Consider the following 17,782-nt stretch of genomic DNA (forward strand, 5'->3'; position numbering starts at 1 on the left):
GGTCGCCGATCGTGGCTCATCCGTTCCGGAAGGGGTTCAGGCGAAGTCGTCCGGGTGACTCCGTCTCGCCACGTTTTCCGCCCACTGCTGGAAGGTCCTTCCGTAGGTTCCGGCGATGGTCTCCTGGACGACCTGTTCGACGGCCGTGCGCCGGGAAGCGTCGTCGGTCAGAGCCAGGGCCCGGTCCAGGTCCTGCCGTAGCCGTTGTGGCAGGTCGCGTTCCCGATCGGCCGCGGTATGACGCCATGGCCGCCATCGGGGCAGTCCCTTCATGATGTCGCTCCTTCCCCTGCGTCCCCGTGGGCAGGAGCGTGACTGCGCGAGGCGACGATTGTGTCAGCGCAGTGTTCGGGGCGTGTCAGGACCGCCGGAACCGGTGTCCGGGGTGGCGGTGTCGGGCCGGGGTGGCAGGTGGACGGTGAAGCAGGCGCCGCCCTCGGGCGCCTTTCCCTGGGCGTTGATGGTCGCGCCGAGGCGGGTGGTCAGGCGGTGGGCGATGGCCAGGCCGAGGCCGCCGCCGACGGGGCGGACTCCGCGGTAGCGGTTGGAGAGGGCGCCGCGTTCGAAGGCGACCTTGATGTCGTCCTCGGTGAGGCCGGGGCCGCCGTCGCGGATCTCCAGGAGGGCGCCGGTGCCGTCCGCCCGCAGGGCCAGGACGAGGGGTTGTCCGGCCGGGGTGACACGTAGGGCGTTCTCGGCGAGGCCGTCGATGAGCTGGCGTACCCGGAAGCCGTCGGTGGTGACGGTCAGGGGCCGCTCGGGGCGTTCGACGCGGAAGTGCACGCCGTGGGTCGCGCAGCGGGCCGACCATGCTGCAGCGGCCTCGGCGGTCAGTGCGTCGAGGTCGACTTCGGCGATGTCGAGGCGGAAGTCGTCGGCCTCCAGCCGGGCCAGTGCGAGCAGGTCGCCGACGAACCGCTCCAGACGTTCGATCTCCGAACGGAGGATGCGGCCGGTCTCGGGTACCTCGCCGCCGGTGACGACCTCGTCGGCGAGTGCCTCGGCGTAGCCGCGTGCCGTGGTCAGCGGGGTGCGGATCTCGTGGGAGACGGAGAGCAGGAAGTCCCGTTGCCGGTTCTCGCTGTGGGCCAGCGCGATGTCCAGCGTGTTCAACGCGGTGGCGAGTTCGGCCACTTCGGCGGGTCCCTCGGTCGGTACGGTCAGGCCGCGTTCACCCCCGGAGAGGCGGTGGGCCGTGCGCGCGGCTGTCGTGAGCGGGCGGGCCAGGCGCCGGCCCAGCAGCGCTCCGGCCAGCGCCGCGCCTGTCAGGCCCAGGACGAGGGGCAGCACCAGGGCGCCGCGCATACGGTCGGTGGCCTCGTCCACGGCGCTCATCGGCTCGGTGAGGACCAGCCCGCCGCTCGTGGGCGTAGGCACTCCCTCCACCAGGACCCGGCGGCCGTGCAGCCGTGAGGTCGCCGACACGTCCCGGCCGGAGAGCAACGCCTTGCGGCGGGCGGTGTCGACGACGGCTGCCGCCGGTCCCGCCACGTCCCCGGTGGCGCGGACGAGGGCGAGCTGGATGTTCTGGGGTCCGGCGATGCGCTGCTGCCGGTCGAGCATCCACGAGGCCAGCTGCGGGGTGCGGGCCAGTACCTCCGCCTGGCGGGAGAGCTGGTCCCGTTCCTGCGCCTCGGCGTTCGTACGGATCATCCGCCAGGCGAACAGCCCGGTGACCACTACGGCCAGGGCGGCTACTGCGGTCGTGAGCAGGACGATGCTTCCGGCCAGGGAGCCGCGGCGGCGTGCGGTGTTCATCGGGTGGTGTCGGTGGCGCTGTAGCCAACGCCCCGGACGGTGCGGATCGGGCTGGCGTCGCCGAGTTTGGCGCGCAGTTGGGAGACGTAGACGTCCATGACCCGGGTGTCCCGGTAGCCGGCGTAGCCCCAGACCTGCGCGAGGAGTTGCTCGCGGGTGAAGACCTGGCCGGGGTGGTGCATGAGGAAGGCGAGCAGGTTGAACTCGGTGGTGGTCAGTTCCACCGGGCGGTCGTCGACCCGCAGGGTGCGGCGGCCGGTGTCCAGTTCGAGGCGGCCTACCCGGCGCACCGGGTCGCTCTGCGGTCCTGCGGCGCGCCGCAGCAGGCTCTTGACGCGGGCGACGAGCTCCTGGGGGGAGAAGGGCTTGGTGAGATAGTCGTCGGCGCCGAGTTCCAGTCCGAGGATGCGGTCCATGACCTCGTCCCGTGCCGTCACGAACAGCACCGGCGTCCAGTCGCCCTCCTCACGCAGCCGGCGGCAGACCTCCATGCCGTCCATGCCGGGCAGCGCGATGTCCAGCACGACCGCGACCGGGCGCATCCGGCGGACCGCGGCCAGCGCCGTGTCACCGGCGGTCTCGACGTGGACGCCGAAGCCCTCCCGGGTGAGATAGCGCCGTTGCAGATCGGCGATGTTCCGCTCGTCCTCGACGACCAGGACGAGCCCCTTGTTCTCCGGCATGCGCTTCTCTCCTCGCGGCCGAGCAGCCAGTGCAGGCGCCGTGCAGGCCGTGGCCATGGCCTTCGATGCTATCCAGCGGATCCCCGCCCCAGCGCCCCGGCCAACGGCCCTTACACACCCCGAACATTCGCCGAACCTCCCACTCGTACGCCCCGGCCAGGCTGGGGCCGAGACCGAAAGCAAAGGGAGGACATCGTGAACCGCATCGGTACCGCCGCAGCACGCAGGACCCGGACCACCGCACTGACCGTCGCCGCTGCTGCTGTGGCCGGACTGGTATGGGCAGGCGCCTCGTCCGCCGGGCCGGCCGACACGACCTCGGCCGCCGTGAGCACGTCGACGGCCGAACTGGCCGACACCGTCGGCCTCGCCGCCACCGACCAGCGTCCTCTTCCCGCCTGGATGCCGCCGGAACTCCGCGCCGACCTGCGGAAGCTGCGCACCATGAAGCCCGGGCAGCGACAGGAGGCGGCGGCGAGGATCTGGCAGGACGCGCTGGCCGGTGAGTACGGCACCGCCGTACGCGTGCGGGCCGAGGAGGCCCGGCGCCGCTACCAGGCCCTGCCCGAGGAACTCAGGGACGACATCAAGGAGTTGAGCGGGCTCAGCGGGGACCAGCGGAGCGAGAAGAGGACGGCGATCCGGGACAAGGCGCTCGCCGGGGGGTACGGCGAGCAGGTCCAGGGCTGGGCCGAGCGCCGCAGCGGCTTCTGGCAGCAGGGCTGACGGTGACCTTCCTCCGGGGCCTTTGTCGGGCCCGCCCGCGGGGCCCGGCCGTACTCGTCGCCCTTCTGCTCACGCTTCTGCTTCCGTCCGTCGCGGCGGCCTCCGGCACCGATCCGCTGCGCGCGCGGCAGTACGGGCTGGAGCTGAGCGGCCTGGCCGACGCGGCAGAGGCCGGTGCCCGTGCCGACGGAGTGGTCGTCGCGGTGATCGACACAGGCGTCGACCTGGATCACCCCGACCTCGCCGGCGTCCTCGTCCCCGGCCGGGACTTCGTCGACGGCGACACGCGCCCGGACGACGAGAACGGCCACGGCACCCATGTCGCCGGAGTGATCGCCGCGGTGTCCGGCAACGGCATCGGCATCGCCGGCGGCGCGCCCGGCGCGCGGATCATGCCGGTCCGTGTGCTGGGCGCCGACGGCACCGGGGATCCCGCGGTGATCGCCGACGCCGTGCGCTGGGCCGTCGGCCACGGTGCCGACGTCATCAACCTGTCCCTGGGCGACACCGGGCCGGCCGACCGGCTGCGCAAGGGCGGACCACTGGACCTCGCGCTGCGCGAGGCCGCCGACCGGGCGGTGGTGGTGGCCGCGGCCGGCAACGACAGCCAGGCCGAGCGTGCCTACCGGGCCGGAGTACCGGCCGTCGTCGTCGAGGCCGTCGGTCCCGACGGGCAGCTCGCCGCGTTCTCCAATGTCGGCGATCCGCGATCGGTGGCGGCACCCGGAGTCGACATCCTCTCCACCGTGCCGGGCGGCTACGGTCGTATGTCCGGTACGTCCATGGCGGCACCGCATGTGGCAGCCGAGGCGGCGCTGCTGATCGGCCGGGGTGCCGACCCGGCCACCGCACGAGAGCTGATCACCGGCACCGCGCATCCGACGGGCGATCAGCGGCTCGGCGCGGGACTCATCGATGCGGCTGCCGCGGTGCGGGCGCTCGGACCGTCCAGCCCGTCCGCTCCATCGAGTGCATCCGGCTCGGGCAGTCCGTCCGACCACTCCGCCCCGTCCAACCCGTCTGCCCTGTCCGCCCCGTCGGACCTGCCTGGTGAGTCCGGTTCGCCCTACACGCCCGCCGCGGGCAGCGGGACTCCCGACCCGGGCGCGGGAGGAGCGGCGCTGCTCGGCCTGAGTCTCGTCAGCGGCGCGGCCCTGCTCACGGCCGTAGCGCTGTTCCTCCGCCGTACGCGCCTCAGCCGACATCCCCGACATCACTGAAAGCGATCTCCGCCCGACGAGGGCCCGACAAGGAACGACGGTATGACCAACGCTCCCGCACCTACCCAGGAACCCGACCGCCCCGAGGCGTCCGCAGACGTCGGCCGACTGCACCGGCTCGGCCGCTGGTGCGCACGACGGCCGTGGTGGGTGCTCGGCACCTGGCTGCTGGTGCTGCTGGCCGCACTCGGCGCCGACCGGGCCTGGGGCGGCACCTACGACGACGACTTCTCACTGCCCGGCACATCGGTGCAGGCCGGGGCAGATCTGTTGGACGCGCACGGATCCGCGAACATCCGTGGCACCGCTGCCCAGATCGTGCTGCACACCGGCACCGGATCCCTCACCGACCACCAGGGCGCCGTCGACACCGCCGTGGCCGGCCTGAAGCAGCTGCCCGAGGTGATCTCGGTGACCGATCCGCTCGACACACCGGGGGCGGTCTCGGCCGACGGTGCCACCGGCATCGTGACCGTCCGCTTCACGGAGAACCCGGCCCGCTTCGAGACCTCCTACCTGCACGGCGTCGTCGACGCCGTGCAGGGCCTGCGCGCCGACGGCGTCCAGGTCGAATACGGCGGCCCGCTGGGCCAGTTGGCGCGTCCGAAGGCAGCGGACCGGCTGTCGGAGATGATCGGGCTGGCCACCGCGGTGATCGTACTGCTGGTCGGATTCGGCAGCCTGGCCGCGGCCGGGTTCCCGCTGCTGACCGCCGTCGTCGGACTGCTGTCGGGCATCTCACTGCTGGGACTGCTGGCCGTGGCCTTCACCTTCGGCAACGCCGCACCCACCCTGGCCACGATGATGGGTCTGGGAGTCGGTATCGACTATGCGCTGTTCCTCGTCACCCGCCACCGCCGACTGCTGCGGGACATGGACGATCCCGCCGACCCCGCCGAGGCGGTGGGCCGGGCCGTGGCCACCAGCGGCCGGGCGGTGATCGTCGCCGCAGCCACCGTCGCCGTCGCACTGGGCGGCCTGTACGCGTCGGGCGTGAGCTTCATCGGCACTCTCGGCGTTGCCGCGGGCCTGACCGTCGTGGTCGCCGCCGTCGCCGCGCTCACCCTGACCCCCGCCCTCCTCGGCATCGCGGGCCGCCGCATCGACCGCTGGCGGGTCCGCACCCCGGTCGACGAACCCGGCGACACGGCCGACACCTGGCACCGCTGGGCCGCCACGGTGGGCCGCCGCCCGTGGCTCTTCCTCACCGTCGGCACGCTCGTGCTCGGTGTACTCGCGATCCCCGCCGCCTCCATGCGCCTGGGCCACGTCGACAACGGCGCCGACCCGACCGGCTACACCGACCGCCGCGCCTACGACCTCATAGCCGACGCCTTCGGGCCCGGCACCAACGGCCAGTTCACGATCGTCGCCGATGTCGACGGCGCGCACACGGACACCGGAGGACTCTCCGCGACACTGCACGACGCCCTGGCCGCGACGCCCGGCGTCGCCCACGTCACCACATCCGTCGCCAACGACGACCACACCCTGCTCGTCTCCACCGTCACCCCGGACACCGGGCCCCAGGAGAGGGCCACCTCCGACCTGATGCACCGCCTGGAGAACGACACCCTTCCCCACGCTCTCGCGGACTCGGGCGGCCACGGTTACGTCACCGGGGTCACCGCGGCCCAACTCACCTTCCGCGACGTGGTCGTGGACCGGCTGCCCGTCATCGTCGCGGTGGTCGTCGCGGCGGCCTTTCTGCTGCTGCTCACCGTCTTCCGCAGTCTCCTGGTCGCTCTCAAAGCGGCCCTGCTCAACCTGTTGTCGATCGGCGCCGCGTACGGAGTCGTCGTCGCGGTCTTCCAATGGGGCTGGGGCGGCTCCCTGTTCGGTGTCGACGAACCCGTCCCGGTCGAGTCGTACGTGCCGATGATGATGTTCGCCATCGTCTTCGGCCTGTCCATGGACTACGAGGTCTTCCTGCTCTCCCGGATCCGCGAGGCGTGGCTGCACACCAAGGACAACCGCCTCAGCGTCGCGACCGGCCTGGCCGGCACCGCCCGTGTCATCACCTGCGCCGCCCTCATCATGACCAGCGTCTTCCTCGCCTTCCTGCTCTCCACCAACGTGGTCATCAAGATGCTGGCGCTGGGCCTGGGTGTCAGCGTCATCGTCGACGCCACCCTCGTCCGGCTCGTCCTGGTCCCCTCCACCATGTACCTGCTCGGCCGGGCCAACTGGTGGCTGCCACGCTGGCTCGACCGGCTCCTGCCGCACCTCGACCCCGAAGGCCCGGGCTCCGACACCGCTCCGGACGCCGCCCGGGCCGCCGTTCCGGTCGTCGCGGGGGAGCAGCGGTGATCCGCTCCGTGTTCAAGCGGCACAGGTCCGTCTCCGTGACGGTGGCGGCCCTCACGCTTCTCGTTCTCACCACGACCGTCGCCGAACTCGCCGCCCGCACGCTGTTGCACAGCCGCCTCTCCACCGCAGTGGGCCGGACCCTCGGCCAGGACACCGACGTCGACATCGACGGCGGTCCGGCCCTGCTCGACCTCTTCGAACGGCACCTCGACGCCATCACCGTCACCAGCGGCCACGCCACGCTGGGCCACATCCCAGGCGTGTCCGTACGGGCTCGCCTGGACGACGTACGCCTGACCGGCGACCACTCGGGCACCGTCGCCCGGACCCACGCCGACGTCGAGGTACCCGCTGCCTCCCTGCAGAACATGACCACCCAAACGGACGGCCGGCTCCCGGTCACGGACGTACGCCTCGACGACCAGGCCGGCACCATCACCCTCGACCTGCAGGGCGGGCTCGGCCGGGCGACGCTGCAACCCCGGCTCCAGGACGGGCGCGTGACGCTACGTCTGGATGACGCCGAGATCCTGGGCAGCCCCGCACCCGCCGCGGTCGTCGACCGGATCCAGCACGGACTCACCGACCACACCGACGCCGACTATCCCCTGGGCCTGAAAGCGACAGCAGTCGACGTCACCTCCACGGGCCTCACGATCACTCTCGACGGAGGCCCCACCCGGCTGCCCGGCACGACACAGGCGTAGCCAGCTCCGGGCCCACGCTTCCGACACGGCCCCGTGTCCCCGGTAGTCCCACAGACGGTTCATGGATTGTGGAACCTCGAACGCCGGTGCTGCCGGGGCCAGGTGCGCGATCACGATCACGGCCGCGATGCCGTCGACGACGGCCAGGCTGAGCAGAACAGCCGCACCCCTCCCTGCTGGGCGTCCGACCAGGGGCAGGACACCGACGGCGAAAGCTGCGTCGGTGGTCATCGGGGTACCCCAGCCGCGCTCGGTCCCCGATCCGGCCGTCACCGCGAGGAACACCAGCGCCGGGACGACCGCCCCGCCGAGCGCGGCGGCTGGGCAGGACTGCGGCCTTGGGGTGGCTGAACTCACCGATGGAGACGGCCTGCTCGACCTCCACGCCGATCAGGAGAAGCACACGCATCAGGGTCGTTGATCCAGTGCTGGAAGACCTCAGTGATGCCCGCCGGACCGGTGCCGACGGTGAGCGTGTGGGAGAGGAGACCGGTGTAGGAACCGGAGGCGGTAGAGGCCGGCACGGGCTGTGCCCCGCTGTTCACCATGGAGTACGCGACGGTCCGGGGACTGGCCTTGCCGGCACAGCTGACCTCCTTGCTCGATCAAGGCCGGTGGCGTCATCCGGGCGACGCCGAGATGGCGAGACTGATCCCGTGGTTCGAGAGCCCGGTCGACTTCCTCGCGACTGCGGGCCAGATGGAATGGGAGTCCAGCTCGCTGGACACCTTCGACGATGACCGGTACGCGGCCTTTTTGCACGTGGCGCGAGGCGGCGGTCAGGAGACTCCGGTCGAACTGCCCTGGCTGGATGTCGAGAAGGCGTTCTTCATCGCGGTGAACCGGGTCCCCGGTGATGACGTCGGCCTCGCCCTCGACTTACCGCACCGACGCCCACGACCCGCGGGTCGTGGGCAGTTACGTCTCGATGAATCCACTGTTGTACGAGTGGCGAGTCGTGGCGCCCACCTTCTCTGCCTTCGCCGCTGCCCTGGATCTTTAGAGCGATCAAAGAGGTGCGCTCATCGGCGCAGAGCCTGGAATGACCAGTGACTTGCCGCGAAGAACCTCAATGCCAACGCGCCATTGCACCGTGATCACTGAGGTCCTTCCACGGCTTCCCGGCGGCAGCGAGTACGTATGGCCCTGCCGTGATCCTCGGGAGGATACCGAGGTTGGGAGGCGGCAACGCCGGACGGTTCGGTCGGAGGCGTCCCGGGGCGAGGTCGTCAGGCGTCCTTGGTGAGTGAGGCGAGGGCGGCGTCGAGACGGTGGGCGGCCTCCTCGGCGACGGGGCGCAGGGTGTCGAGTCCGGTGAGGGTGACCATGGTGTTCGGGTCGAGGGCCTGTACGGCGGTTCGGTTGCCGTCGCGGCGGACGACGACGTTGCAGGGCAGCAGCAGGCCGATGGTGCGGTCGGTCTCCAGGGCGCGGTGGGCGAGGGGCGGGTTGCAGGCGCCGAGGATGACGTAGTCCTCCATGTCGTGGTCGAGCTTCGCCTTGAGGGTGGCGGTGACGTCGATCTCGGTGAGGATGCCGAAGCCCTGCTCGGCGAGCGCCTCGCGGACGCGGCTCACGGTGGTGGCGAAGTCGGTGTCGAGGTGCACGGTGCGGTCGTAGCGCATGGCGATGACCTTTCTCGTCGGTTCGCGTGGCGTGGGACGGGTGTCCGGCCGTGTGCGAGGTGCTCGTGAAGCGTTTCCCGGACTTTCCCTGTCCTTGGAAATACCCCCCGGGGTACTAGTGTTACGGTCGTAAGCATACCCCCTGGGGTAATTCTTCGTTGGAAGGGAGTACCGCGTGTTCTTCGTCGACACGATCGAGGTGTCAGGACTCGGCAACCGCAGCTATCTCGCGGGCGGTGAACGGACGGCGGTGGCGGTCGACCCGCCCCGCGACATCGACCAGGTGATCGCGGCAGCGGCGCGGAGGGGCGTGCGGATCTCGCACGTCGTCGAGACGCACGTCCACAACGACTACGTGACCGGCGGCCTGGAACTGGCCCGGATCACGGGCGCCGCCTACCTCGTCCCTGCCGGGGCCAGGGTCTCCTTCGCGCGGATACCGGTACAGGACGGCGACCGTACGGAGATCGACGCCGATGCCGGGCTGACCCTGCGCGCCGTCGCGACGCCCGGTCACACTCCGCACCACACCTCCTATGCGCTGGAGGGGGCCGGCGTGGCGGTCGCGGTGTTCACCGGGGGCTCGCTGCTGATCGGCACCGTCGGCCGCCCGGACCTCGTGGAGCCTCGGCTGACCGAGCAGCTCGCTCGCGCCCAGCACGCCTCCGCACACCGTCTCGCCGCCGAACTGCCGGACGAGACCGAGGTGCTGCCCACGCACGGCTTCGGCAGCTTCTGTTCGTCCTCGCAGGCTGAGGGCAGCGCCACGACCATCGGCAAGGAGAAGGCGTCCAACGAGGCCCTCACCCGGGACGTGGACACCTTCGTCGCCGACCTGCTGGCCGGCCTGGACGACATCCCCGCCTACTACACACACATGGGGCCGGTCAACGCCGCCGGACCCGCGCCAGTCGACCTGACCCCGCCCACTGTCGCCGACGCCGGGGAGATAGCCGCCCGGCTGGCGGCGGGGGAGTGGGTGGTGGACCTGCGCAACCGCGTCGCCTTCGCCGAAGGGCACGTGTCCGGCTCGTTCAACTTCGAGGCCGAGGGGCAACTCGCCACGTATCTGGCCTGGCTGATTCCGTGGGGCAAGCCCGTGACGCTGCTCGCCGAGTCGCCCGCGCAGCTCGCCGCCGCTCAGCGCGAGTTGGTACGGGTGGGCATCGACCGCCCTGCCGCGGCGGCCACCGGGGCACCGGCCGAGTGGGTGCCCGAGGGTGCGGCACCGGCCTCCTTCCGGCGGGCGACGTTCGCCGATCTCGCGGGTCGGCGTCCCGTGGAGGGTGTCGTCGTCCTCGATGTGCGACGCGGCTCGGAGCGGGCGGCCGGGTACATCGAGGGCTCGGTCCACATCCCGGTCCACGCCCTGCACCGCCGCCTCGGCGAGGTTCCCGCCGGTGAGGTGTGGGTGCACTGCGCGGGTGGGATGCGTGCCGCGATCGCCGCTTCTCTGCTGGACGCGGCCGGTCGCGAGGTCGTCGCCGTGGACGACTCCTTCGACGCGGCCGAGAAGGCAGGACTCACCGTACGGACGCCCTGACGGCATCGGATGCCGTAGGCGTCCCACCGGTCTTCACTGCCGACATGGAAACAGGAGCGAGAAACCGATATGAGCATCTTCCGTCGAGAACGGGGCGGCGCGGGCCGCGTGAGCGTGCAGGAGGCGGCCATACGCACCGGGCACGGCAACGCCGCCGGTAGCGGTAGCGGCGGTGACGCCGTGCTGCTGGATGTGCGCGAGGCGCACGAGTGGCAGGCGGGCCACGCGCCCCGAGCTGTGCATCTGCCGCTGTCGGCGCTGGCCGCCGGGGCGGGGCTGCCGGCTCACGCGCAGGCGCGGCCCCTGGTTGTGATCTGCCGCTCCGGCAACCGCTCCCGGCAGGCCGCGGAACTGTTGGCCACCCGCGGCGCGGAGGCCGTGGACGTGATCGGCGGCATGCGCGACTGGGCGGGGGCGGGGCTGCCGGTGGTGGATCCGCAGGGCGGGAACGGCACCGTCGCGTGAGCACTCTCATACTCGCCCTGGCCGCCGGTGCGGTCATCGGTCTCGCGCTCGGCGCGCTCGGGGGCGGCGGCAGTGTGCTCGCCGTCCCCGCCCTGATCTATCTGCTCGGCTTCAGTCCGGTCGGGGCGACGACCGCGAGTCTGGTCATCGTCACGCTCACCTCGGTCACCGCGATGGTCGCGCACGCCCGCGACGGGAACGTCCGCTGGCGTACGGGGCTGCTGTTCGCGGCGGCCGGGATCGGTCCGGCGATGCTGGGCGGCGCGCTCGCCGGACGCATCCCGGCGGCCGTGCTGACAGCGGCCTTCGCCGTGGTCGCGGGAGTGGCCGCTCTGCGTATGCTGCGGTCCCGGCCGGCCGCGGAGGGCACCGTGACGGTGCGGCCGGTGCGGGTGGCGGCAGCCGGTGGCGGGCTCGGTGCGGTCACCGGTGTCCTCGGTGTCGGCGGCGGCTTCCTCGCCGTACCGGCGCTGGTGAGTGTGCTGGGCCTGCGGATGCGGAACGCGGTGGGCACCAGCCTGCTGGTCATCACCGTCAACTCCCTGGCCGCGTTGGCGATGCGCGCCGGTACGGTCGAGGGGCTGGACTGGGCGGTCGTCGGGCCGTTCGTAGGGGCCGCGATCCTCGGGGCATGGGACGGCAAGCGGCTGTCCGTGAAGGTCTCGGGACATACGCTTCAGCGGATCTTCGCGCTGGTGCTGCTGGCGGTGGCGGTCTTCATGCTGATCGACGCGGTGCTGTGACGGCCACCGCGTCGGGAGCCCTCACGCCAGGGACAGGAACAGCTTCTCCAGGCGGGCGCGCATCTGCTGGGCGTCCTCGCCGTTCTTGCGGCCGGATTCGATGTCGGTCATGCACTGCTGCATGCCGGTCGCGATGATCGCGAAGCCGGCGCGGTCCAGTGCGCGGGAGGCGGCGGCGAGCTGTGTGACGACGTCCTCGCAGTCGCGTCCCTCCTCGATCATCCGGATCACGCCGGAGATCTGACCCTGCGCGCGGCGCAGGCGGTTCAGCACGGACTTCAGGTCCGCACCCTCAAGCTCCAGCTCCACGACCACTCCTCAAAGAAAATACCCCTAGGGGTACTGTACGTCCCGGTTCGGGACGGCGTCGACCATTAAGGATCACATCTGACATGACCAGCTCTCCCGCTCCCGTCACCCTCGCCACCGAGCAGGCCCGCACCCGGCTGCACGAGCTCACCGTCATCGACGTGCGCACGCCCGCCGAGTATGCCTCCGGCCATCTCCCAGGCGCCGTGAACATCCCGCTGGACCACGTCCGCCGTGCCCTGCCGGAGATACGCCACGCTTCCGGGCAGGGTGACGTCCTCGTCGTGTGCGCCTCCGGCGCGCGCTCGGAGAACGCCTGCAAGCTGCTGTCCGAGCAGGGCATACCGACCGCCACCCTCTCCGGTGGCACCGGTGCCTGGGCCGCCGAGGGGCACGACCTGCACACACCGGCGGCCTGCGACACGCGGGCCGGCTGGAGCATGGAGCGCCAGGTGCGCTTCACCGCCGGCACAGTGGTGCTCCTGGGCCTCCTCCTCGGCCTGCTCGTGCACCCGGCCCTCCTGCTGATCTCGGCCGGTATCGCGGGCGGCCTGGTCTTCTCCGCCCTCACGAACACCTGTGGCATGGCGGCCCTGCTCGGCAAGCTGCCCCACAACCGCCCGCGCGCGGCCGATCTCGACGCCGCGTTGGCCGCTCTGCGCAGCCGCTGAACCCGCGTTCCAGGGCGCCCGTGGAGACTCCATGGGTGCCCTGGGCGTCAGTTCGCTCCCGTCGAGCCCGGGGCGGTCTTCCGGCGCACGTCGTCCATGTCGACTGCCCTGATCTTTCCGATGAGCTCCTCCAGGGCCTGCGGCGGCAGGGCGCCCGGCTCGGCGTACAGGACGGTCCGGTCGCGGACGGCCATCAGGGTGGGGATGGAGGAGATGCGGAAGCCCGCGGCGAGTTCGGGCTGCGCCTCGGTGTCGACCTTGCCGAAGACGATGTCCGGATGCCGCTCGGCCGCCTTGTCGTACACGGGGGCGAAACGGCGGCACGGTCCGCACCATGCGGCCCAGAAGTCGATCAGCACGATTTCCGAACCGTCGACGGTCTCCTCGAAGTTGTCCTTGGTGAGTTCCACGGTGGGCATGGTTTCCGGTCTCCTCTCGTATACCCGGTGGGGTATCTGGATCCCCTCGGTTCAACCGGTGCCGGTCCGGGTTTGTTCCAGGCAGACGGGCGGCAGCGGGAACCAGCGCATCCGCTCGAAGTCGGTCGGCAGCCCGGTGGGGCCGTCGTCGAGGGAGTCCGCACGGCAGGTCAACACCTCGCGCGCACGGTCGAGCTGGCCCGACAGCGCTTCCTCGCCCAGCCGGTGGTGGCGGACCGTCGACGCGGTGATCCGTCCGTCGGCGGCGAAGCGCACGTCGGTCAGCCGCAGCGGGGGAGAGGACGGGCCGGTGCGGTGGCGCCACAGGCCGGTGTGCGGGTCGAAGCGGTAGTCGGGAAGGAGTCGGTGGCCGTGCGCGGCGATCAGCTCGACCGCGTCGATGAGGTAGTCGCGGACGGTGTCGCTGATGAAGTAGTTGAAGTTCAGGCGGATCCAGCCGGGTTTGATGCCGTCGCAGCCGTGGACGACCTCGTCGAGCAGGGCGTGGGAGGTGGCGGGGTCGATGGCGAGCAGGCGGTGCCCGTAGGGCCCGGCGCAGGAGCAGCCGCCGCGGGCCTGGATGCCGAAGAGGTCGTTGAGCAGGGCGACGACGTAGTTGTGATGAAGGTAGGCGTGGTCGCCGTGCCGGATGCGGAAGGAGATGATGGACAGGCGGCGGGCGTGGTGGTTGCCGAGGATCTCGATGCCGGGGTCGCGGTCCCACCGGGCGAGCGCACGTTTCCAGTGCCGCTCCTCGGCGGCCTGGATGGTGTCGGTGCCGACGGCCTGCTTGAGGGCGAAGACCAGCCCGGCGCGGATGGACTCGACGATCGCCGGGGTGCCGCCCTCCTCGCGGGCGACCGGGTCGTCGAGATACCGGTGGCCGATCGGGTCGACGAAGGCGACCGTGCCGCCGCCCGGCGCGGTGGGCACTCGGTTGCGGACCAGCTCGCGGCGGACGACGAGCACTCCCGGGGTCTGCGGACCACCGACGAACTTGTGCGGGGACAGGAAGAGCGCGTCCTTGTGGTCGCCCGCGCCGGGGGCGCTCTCGGCTACCCGGACGGGGACGTACGGGGCGGCGGCCGCGTAGTCCCAGAAGGACAGCGCGCCGTGTGCGTGCAGCAGCCGGGCGACGCGGTCGGTGTCGGTGAGGATGCCGGTGACGTTGGAGGCTGCGGAGAAGCTGCCGATGCGCAGCGGCCGGTCGGCGTACCGGACCAACTGCGCCTCCAGATCGCCGAGATCGATGTGACCGTCCGCGTCCTCGCCGATGACCACGACGTCGGCGACCGACTCCCGCCAGGGCAGTTCGTTCGAGTGGTGCTCGTACGGGCCGACGCACACGACCGGGCGTACGGCCTGCGGCAGCGGGTCGGGCCGGCGCAGCTCCAGGATGCCCACCAGCATGTTGACCGCCGCGGTCGCTCCCGAGCCGCAGAAGATGACGAGGTCGTCTTCGGTGCCGCCGACCGCGTCGCGGATGATCCGGCGGGCGTCCTCGCGCAGCCGGGTCGTCTGCAGCCCGGTGCTGGAGCTCTCCGTATGGGTGTTGCCGTAGAGGGGCAGCACCTGCTCGCGCACGAAGTCCTCGACGAAGTCCAGGGAGCGGCCGGAGGCGGTGTAGTCGGCGTAGACGAGGCGCCGGGGGCCGTAAGGGCCCTCCAGCACCTCGCCGTCGCCGATGAGGCCGCGGCGGATGCGGTCCAGAAGGGGGGAGGCGGGCGGCGCCAGGTGCGTGCTCATGGTGCCAGCCCGATGCCGATCTCGGGTGGCTGCTGCAGTGTGTTGTGGACCGTGCAGCGCGAGGCGACGGCGAGCAGGGCCGCGCGGCGCTGCTCGGACAGTCCGGGCGGCGGGATGATCGTGACGTGCACGGAGGCCACGCGGGCGGGTCGGTCGGTGGCCATGGTGAATTCCGTACGGACGCGCAGTCCGGCCTGGTCCAGGCCGTGGCGGTGCAGGAAACGGCCCGCGTAGAAGGCGACGCAGGTGGCCAGGGAGGCGGCGAACAACTCGGTGGGGGTGGGTGCGATGTCGGTGCCGCCCGCCTCGACGGGCTGGTCGACATGCAGGCGGTGGCCGCGGATGTCCACCGTGTAGATGTCGCCTTCGGCGTGGGTCACCTCGAAACGGTGCACGTCCGCGTCCTGCGGCTGGTTCGTGGGGAGGGTCTGCGGTGCGGTGCCGGTCATGGCCGGGCCTCTCTCGTCGGCGTCGACTGCTGCTGGTTCCAGTCGACCGCGAACCGCGCTGCTGATCGAGAGGCCGACGGGGTGTGCCAGGGGCCGTTCGGCCCTCGCGCCGGAAGCCGTCGCGACATACCCTGGTAGGTATTTTTTCAGGGAGTTCATGGAGGGCGGGCAGCCTGCCGGGCCTGCGGGGGCGGGGCGAAGACATACCCGGGTGGGTACCGGATGGGGACCTGTGGCCCATGCCCGGGCCTCATCTCCCGCACGACAGTGGGGGCATGGGCACACACATCGTGATACTCGGAGGCGGCACCGGAGGCACGCTGACGGCCAACCGGCTGCGCCGCATGTACGACGAGAACGAATGCCGGATCACCGTGGTCGACCAGGACGACGACCACGTCTACCAGCCCGGCCTGCTGTTCGTCCCCTTCGGGGCGGCCCAGCCGCACCACCTCGTCCGCTCCCGCCCGCAGCAGCTGCACGCCGCCGTCGACTACAAACAGGCACGCATCGAGCGCGTCGACCTGGACGCACGGACGGTGCACCTCAGCGGCGGCATACGGATGACCTACGACGTCCTCGTCGTCGCCACCGGCGCCACCCTCCTCCCGGAGGAGACCGAAGGGCTGACCGGTCCCGGCTGGGGCGAGAAGGTCTTCACCTTCTACGACCTGCCCGGCGCCGTCGGCCTGCACCACGCCCTGGAGCGCTTCGAGGGCGGGCGCGTCGTGGTGAACGTGGCCGACCTGCCCATCAAGTGCCCGGTCGCGCCACTGGAGTTCGCCTTCCTCGCCGACTGGTACTTCCAGCGGCGCGGCATCCGCGACAAGGTCCAGCTGACGTACGCCACTCCGCTGGACGGCGCCTTCACCAAGCCCGTCGCCGCCGAGGCGCTGGGCGGGCTGCTGGCTGCCAAGGGCATCGAGCTGGTCACCGAGTTCACCCTCGGCGAGGTCGACGGCGAGGGCGGCCGGCTGGTCTCGTACGACGAACGCGAGGTGCCCTTCGACCTGGCGGTGGTCGTGCCGCTGCACGGCGGCGCCGAGTACGTCGAACGCTCCCCGGGTCTCGGCGACGAACTGGGCTTCATCCCTGTCGACCAGCACACCCTCCAACACCCCCAGCATCCCGAGGTGTTCGCGATCGGCGACGCGGCCGGGCTGCCGACGTCCAAGGCCGGCTCGGTGGCCCACTTCGCGGGCGAGACGCTCACCCACAACATCGGCCGCTTCCTGGCCGGACAACCGCTGGACGCGACCTTCGACGGACACACCAACTGCTTCGTGGAGACCGGCTTCCACAAGGCCCTGCTCATCGACTTCAACTACGACACCGAGCCGCTGCCAGGCCACTTCCCGGCCGCTCTCGGCCTGCCGCTGCTGAAGGAGTCGCACGCCAACCACCTCGGCAAGCTCGCCTTCGAGTGGCTGTACTGGCACAGCCTCCTGCCCGGCCGGGAACTGCCCGGCATCGACTCGGCAATGCCCGAGCACGGCAAGCACCACGTCCACGCCTGAACGCCTGAACTGTCTGAGCGAAGGAGAACGCCGCCATGCCCACCGCCACCTACGGCTCCACAGCCGTCCCCGTCGACGACGAGGGCTTCTTCACCGACCCCGGCCAGTGGACCGAGCCCATGGCCGAGCAGATCGCCCACGAGGCGGGCATCCAGGCGCTGACCGACCGGCACTGGACGGTCATCCACTTCATGCGCGCCGAATACGCCGCCAAGGGCACAGGACCCACGGTCCGCGTCCTCGGCAAGACATCCGGCGTGAGCGTCAAGGAGCTGTACCAGCTCTTCCCCAAGGGGCCCGCCAAGACCGCAGCGAAGATCGCCGGAATTCCCAAGCCGCGCGGCTGCATCTGACCTCCCGGTCACCGCCTCCGCCATCACCTCCGCCACCGTCTCTGTCATCGAGGAGCATGCCGTCATGGCCGACACCGCCACGATCGAGAAGGTCTCGATCATTATCTCCAAGGGATCCCTGGAAGGGATCTACCCGGCCCTGATCATGGCCAACGGCGCCCGCGCCGAAGGCATCGAGGCCGACCTGTTCTTCACCTTCTTCGGCCTCGACGCCATCACGAAGAAGCACTGGGAGCACATCAAGCTGGCCACCGTCGGCAACCCCGGCCTGCACCTGCCCACCCTCCTGGGCGGCATGCCGGGCGTCCCCGACCTCGTCACCCGCTACATGGAACGCAAGATGGACAAGCTCGACATCCCGCCGATCCCCGAGTTCATCGAGATGATCGCCGACACCGGCGCGGGCATCTACGCCTGCAAGGCGTCCGTCGACCTCTTCGAACTCGACAAGGACGACCTCGTCGAGCAGGTCCAGGACATCATCACGGTCGGCGAGTTCTACGAGCACGCCGCCGGCGGCCAGATCATCTACACCTGA

Annotated in this window: 20 protein-coding genes and 1 pseudogene; 12 read left to right on the forward strand and 9 right to left on the reverse strand. The window is 71.1% G+C overall.

Translation table 11 applies throughout. The features are described 5' to 3' along the window. Positions 1 to 36: 36 nt before the first annotated feature. The 3 genes from ACNFOC_RS02385 to ACNFOC_RS02395 all read right to left on the reverse strand — a co-directional run bounded on the left by ACNFOC_RS02385 (position 37) and on the right by ACNFOC_RS02395 (position 2,441). Positions 37 to 273: a hypothetical protein gene (locus ACNFOC_RS02385; RefSeq protein WP_416956054.1), complete on the reverse strand. Its 237-nt coding sequence runs from the start codon at positions 271 to 273 to the stop codon at positions 37 to 39. A 63-nt stretch (positions 274 to 336) separates the two neighbouring features. Continuing rightward, a complete protein-coding gene (locus ACNFOC_RS02390; protein WP_416956056.1) occupies positions 337 to 1,758 on the reverse strand; it encodes a sensor histidine kinase in 1,422 nt (473 codons plus the stop codon). Then, a complete protein-coding gene (locus ACNFOC_RS02395) occupies positions 1,755 to 2,441 on the reverse strand; it encodes a response regulator transcription factor (RefSeq protein ID WP_416956058.1) in 687 nt (228 codons plus the stop codon). The genes ACNFOC_RS02390 and ACNFOC_RS02395 overlap by 4 nt, the downstream gene beginning before the upstream one ends. Positions 2,442 to 2,636: 195 nt before the next feature. Between ACNFOC_RS02395 and ACNFOC_RS02400 the strand changes: the two genes are divergently transcribed. From ACNFOC_RS02400 to ACNFOC_RS02415, 4 genes are read left to right on the forward strand one after another with little or no spacing between them, the layout of a single operon-like run. Beyond that, positions 2,637 to 3,167: a hypothetical protein gene (locus ACNFOC_RS02400; protein ID WP_416956060.1), complete on the forward strand. Its 531-nt coding sequence runs from the start codon at positions 2,637 to 2,639 to the stop codon at positions 3,165 to 3,167. Between the two features lie 2 nt (positions 3,168 to 3,169). Beyond that, positions 3,170 to 4,387, forward strand: a complete 1,218-nt coding sequence (locus ACNFOC_RS02405; RefSeq protein ID WP_416956062.1) for a S8 family serine peptidase — start codon at positions 3,170 to 3,172, stop codon at positions 4,385 to 4,387. 42 nt (positions 4,388 to 4,429) lie between these two features. Next, positions 4,430 to 6,697 (forward strand): MMPL family transporter, encoded by a 2,268-nt coding sequence (locus ACNFOC_RS02410; protein ID WP_416956064.1) that lies wholly within the window; start codon positions 4,430 to 4,432, stop codon positions 6,695 to 6,697. Next, on the forward strand, positions 6,694 to 7,404 hold the full coding sequence (locus ACNFOC_RS02415) for an LmeA family phospholipid-binding protein (RefSeq protein ID WP_416956066.1): 711 nt from the start codon (positions 6,694 to 6,696) through the stop codon (positions 7,402 to 7,404). The genes ACNFOC_RS02410 and ACNFOC_RS02415 overlap by 4 nt, the downstream gene beginning before the upstream one ends. Before the next feature lie 114 nt (positions 7,405 to 7,518). Here the strand turns inward: ACNFOC_RS02415 and ACNFOC_RS02420 are convergent. Further along, positions 7,519 to 7,761, reverse strand: a pseudogene (locus ACNFOC_RS02420) (Na+/H+ antiporter NhaA); the annotation flags it as partial. A gap of 189 nt (positions 7,762 to 7,950) precedes the next feature. Between ACNFOC_RS02420 and ACNFOC_RS02425 the strand changes: the two are divergent. Then, a complete protein-coding gene (locus ACNFOC_RS02425; RefSeq protein WP_416956068.1) occupies positions 7,951 to 8,457 on the forward strand; it encodes a hypothetical protein in 507 nt (168 codons plus the stop codon). Positions 8,458 to 8,633: 176 nt separating this feature from the next. Here the strand turns inward: ACNFOC_RS02425 and ACNFOC_RS02430 are convergent, their stop codons facing one another. After that, a complete protein-coding gene (locus ACNFOC_RS02430; RefSeq protein ID WP_416956069.1) occupies positions 8,634 to 9,029 on the reverse strand; it encodes a DUF302 domain-containing protein in 396 nt (131 codons plus the stop codon). Positions 9,030 to 9,204: 175 nt separating this feature from the next. Between ACNFOC_RS02430 and ACNFOC_RS02435 the strand changes: the two genes are divergently transcribed. The 3 genes from ACNFOC_RS02435 (at position 9,205) to ACNFOC_RS02445 (ending at position 11,780) form a co-directional block, all read left to right on the forward strand. Beyond that, the gene (locus ACNFOC_RS02435) at positions 9,205 to 10,572 is read left to right on the forward strand and encodes a rhodanese-like domain-containing protein (protein ID WP_416956071.1); all 1,368 of its coding nucleotides are present in this window, start codon (positions 9,205 to 9,207) and stop codon (positions 10,570 to 10,572) included. 69 nt (positions 10,573 to 10,641) lie between these two features. After that, positions 10,642 to 11,037 carry a rhodanese-like domain-containing protein gene (locus ACNFOC_RS02440; RefSeq protein ID WP_416956073.1) on the forward strand — a complete coding sequence of 132 codons (396 nt, stop codon included), beginning with the start codon at positions 10,642 to 10,644 and terminating at the stop codon, positions 11,035 to 11,037. Continuing rightward, positions 11,034 to 11,780 carry a sulfite exporter TauE/SafE family protein gene (locus ACNFOC_RS02445; RefSeq protein ID WP_416956075.1) on the forward strand — a complete coding sequence of 249 codons (747 nt, stop codon included), beginning with the start codon at positions 11,034 to 11,036 and terminating at the stop codon, positions 11,778 to 11,780. Before ACNFOC_RS02440 ends, ACNFOC_RS02445 begins: the two co-directional genes overlap by 4 nt. Positions 11,781 to 11,801: 21 nt before the next feature. Here the strand turns inward: ACNFOC_RS02445 and ACNFOC_RS02450 are convergent, their stop codons facing one another. Further along, positions 11,802 to 12,089 carry a metal-sensitive transcriptional regulator gene (locus ACNFOC_RS02450; protein ID WP_101403955.1) on the reverse strand — a complete coding sequence of 96 codons (288 nt, stop codon included), beginning with the start codon at positions 12,087 to 12,089 and terminating at the stop codon, positions 11,802 to 11,804. A gap of 83 nt (positions 12,090 to 12,172) precedes the next feature. On the opposite strand from ACNFOC_RS02450, the gene ACNFOC_RS02455 reads away from it, so the two are divergent. Then, positions 12,173 to 12,760, forward strand: coding sequence for a rhodanese-like domain-containing protein (locus ACNFOC_RS02455; protein WP_416956077.1), 588 nt, complete (start codon positions 12,173 to 12,175; stop codon positions 12,758 to 12,760). 47 nt (positions 12,761 to 12,807) lie between these two features. Here the strand turns inward: ACNFOC_RS02455 and ACNFOC_RS02460 are convergent, their stop codons facing one another. Genes ACNFOC_RS02460 through ACNFOC_RS02470 form a run of 3 tightly spaced genes read right to left on the reverse strand, consistent with a single transcriptional unit; the run spans position 12,808 to position 15,374 of the window. Further along, complete coding sequence (locus ACNFOC_RS02460; RefSeq protein WP_416956079.1) at positions 12,808 to 13,179, reverse strand: thioredoxin family protein; 372 nt, start codon at positions 13,177 to 13,179, stop codon at positions 12,808 to 12,810. 51 nt (positions 13,180 to 13,230) lie between these two features. After that, positions 13,231 to 14,925, reverse strand: a complete 1,695-nt coding sequence (locus ACNFOC_RS02465; protein ID WP_416956081.1) for an aminotransferase class V-fold PLP-dependent enzyme — start codon at positions 14,923 to 14,925, stop codon at positions 13,231 to 13,233. Beyond that, a complete protein-coding gene (locus ACNFOC_RS02470) occupies positions 14,922 to 15,374 on the reverse strand; it encodes an OsmC family protein (RefSeq protein WP_416956083.1) in 453 nt (150 codons plus the stop codon). The genes ACNFOC_RS02465 and ACNFOC_RS02470 overlap by 4 nt, the downstream gene beginning before the upstream one ends. A 275-nt stretch (positions 15,375 to 15,649) precedes the next feature. Between ACNFOC_RS02470 and sqr the strand changes: the two genes are divergently transcribed. The 3 genes from sqr to ACNFOC_RS02485 all read left to right on the forward strand — a co-directional run bounded on the left by sqr (position 15,650) and on the right by ACNFOC_RS02485 (position 17,782). Next, on the forward strand, positions 15,650 to 16,891 hold the full coding sequence (gene sqr / locus ACNFOC_RS02475) for a type III sulfide quinone reductase, selenoprotein subtype (RefSeq protein WP_416956085.1): 1,242 nt from the start codon (positions 15,650 to 15,652) through the stop codon (positions 16,889 to 16,891). 35 nt (positions 16,892 to 16,926) lie between these two features. Then, complete coding sequence (locus ACNFOC_RS02480; RefSeq protein WP_416956087.1) at positions 16,927 to 17,244, forward strand: TusE/DsrC/DsvC family sulfur relay protein; 318 nt, start codon at positions 16,927 to 16,929, stop codon at positions 17,242 to 17,244. A gap of 64 nt (positions 17,245 to 17,308) precedes the next feature. Further along, positions 17,309 to 17,782: a DsrE/DsrF/DrsH-like family protein gene (locus ACNFOC_RS02485; protein WP_416956089.1), complete on the forward strand. Its 474-nt coding sequence runs from the start codon at positions 17,309 to 17,311 to the stop codon at positions 17,780 to 17,782.

This window comes from Streptomyces colwelliae (genome assembly GCF_048158785.1).
In the GTDB taxonomy this organism is placed as follows: Bacteria; Actinomycetota; Actinomycetes; order Streptomycetales; family Streptomycetaceae; genus Streptomyces.

Coding starts and splice junctions, on each gene's coding strand:
- sqr (WP_416956085.1), top strand. CDS start 15,650: ATGGGCACACACATCGTGATACTCGGAGGCGGCACCGGAGGCACGCTG.
- ACNFOC_RS02440 (WP_416956073.1), top strand. CDS start 10,642: ATGAGCATCTTCCGTCGAGAACGGGGCGGCGCGGGCCGCGTGAGCGTG.
- ACNFOC_RS02390 (WP_416956056.1), bottom strand. CDS start 1,758: ATGAACACCGCACGCCGCCGCGGCTCCCTGGCCGGAAGCATCGTCCTG.
- ACNFOC_RS02425 (WP_416956068.1), top strand. CDS start 7,951: ATGGAGTACGCGACGGTCCGGGGACTGGCCTTGCCGGCACAGCTGACC.
- ACNFOC_RS02455 (WP_416956077.1), top strand. CDS start 12,173: ATGACCAGCTCTCCCGCTCCCGTCACCCTCGCCACCGAGCAGGCCCGC.
- ACNFOC_RS02465 (WP_416956081.1), bottom strand. CDS start 14,925: ATGAGCACGCACCTGGCGCCGCCCGCCTCCCCCCTTCTGGACCGCATC.
- ACNFOC_RS02480 (WP_416956087.1), top strand. CDS start 16,927: ATGCCCACCGCCACCTACGGCTCCACAGCCGTCCCCGTCGACGACGAG.
- ACNFOC_RS02395 (WP_416956058.1), bottom strand. CDS start 2,441: ATGCCGGAGAACAAGGGGCTCGTCCTGGTCGTCGAGGACGAGCGGAAC.
- ACNFOC_RS02485 (WP_416956089.1), top strand. CDS start 17,309: ATGGCCGACACCGCCACGATCGAGAAGGTCTCGATCATTATCTCCAAG.
- ACNFOC_RS02410 (WP_416956064.1), top strand. CDS start 4,430: ATGACCAACGCTCCCGCACCTACCCAGGAACCCGACCGCCCCGAGGCG.
- ACNFOC_RS02385 (WP_416956054.1), bottom strand. CDS start 273: ATGAAGGGACTGCCCCGATGGCGGCCATGGCGTCATACCGCGGCCGAT.
- ACNFOC_RS02430 (WP_416956069.1), bottom strand. CDS start 9,029: ATGCGCTACGACCGCACCGTGCACCTCGACACCGACTTCGCCACCACC.
- ACNFOC_RS02470 (WP_416956083.1), bottom strand. CDS start 15,374: ATGACCGGCACCGCACCGCAGACCCTCCCCACGAACCAGCCGCAGGAC.
- ACNFOC_RS02460 (WP_416956079.1), bottom strand. CDS start 13,179: ATGCCCACCGTGGAACTCACCAAGGACAACTTCGAGGAGACCGTCGAC.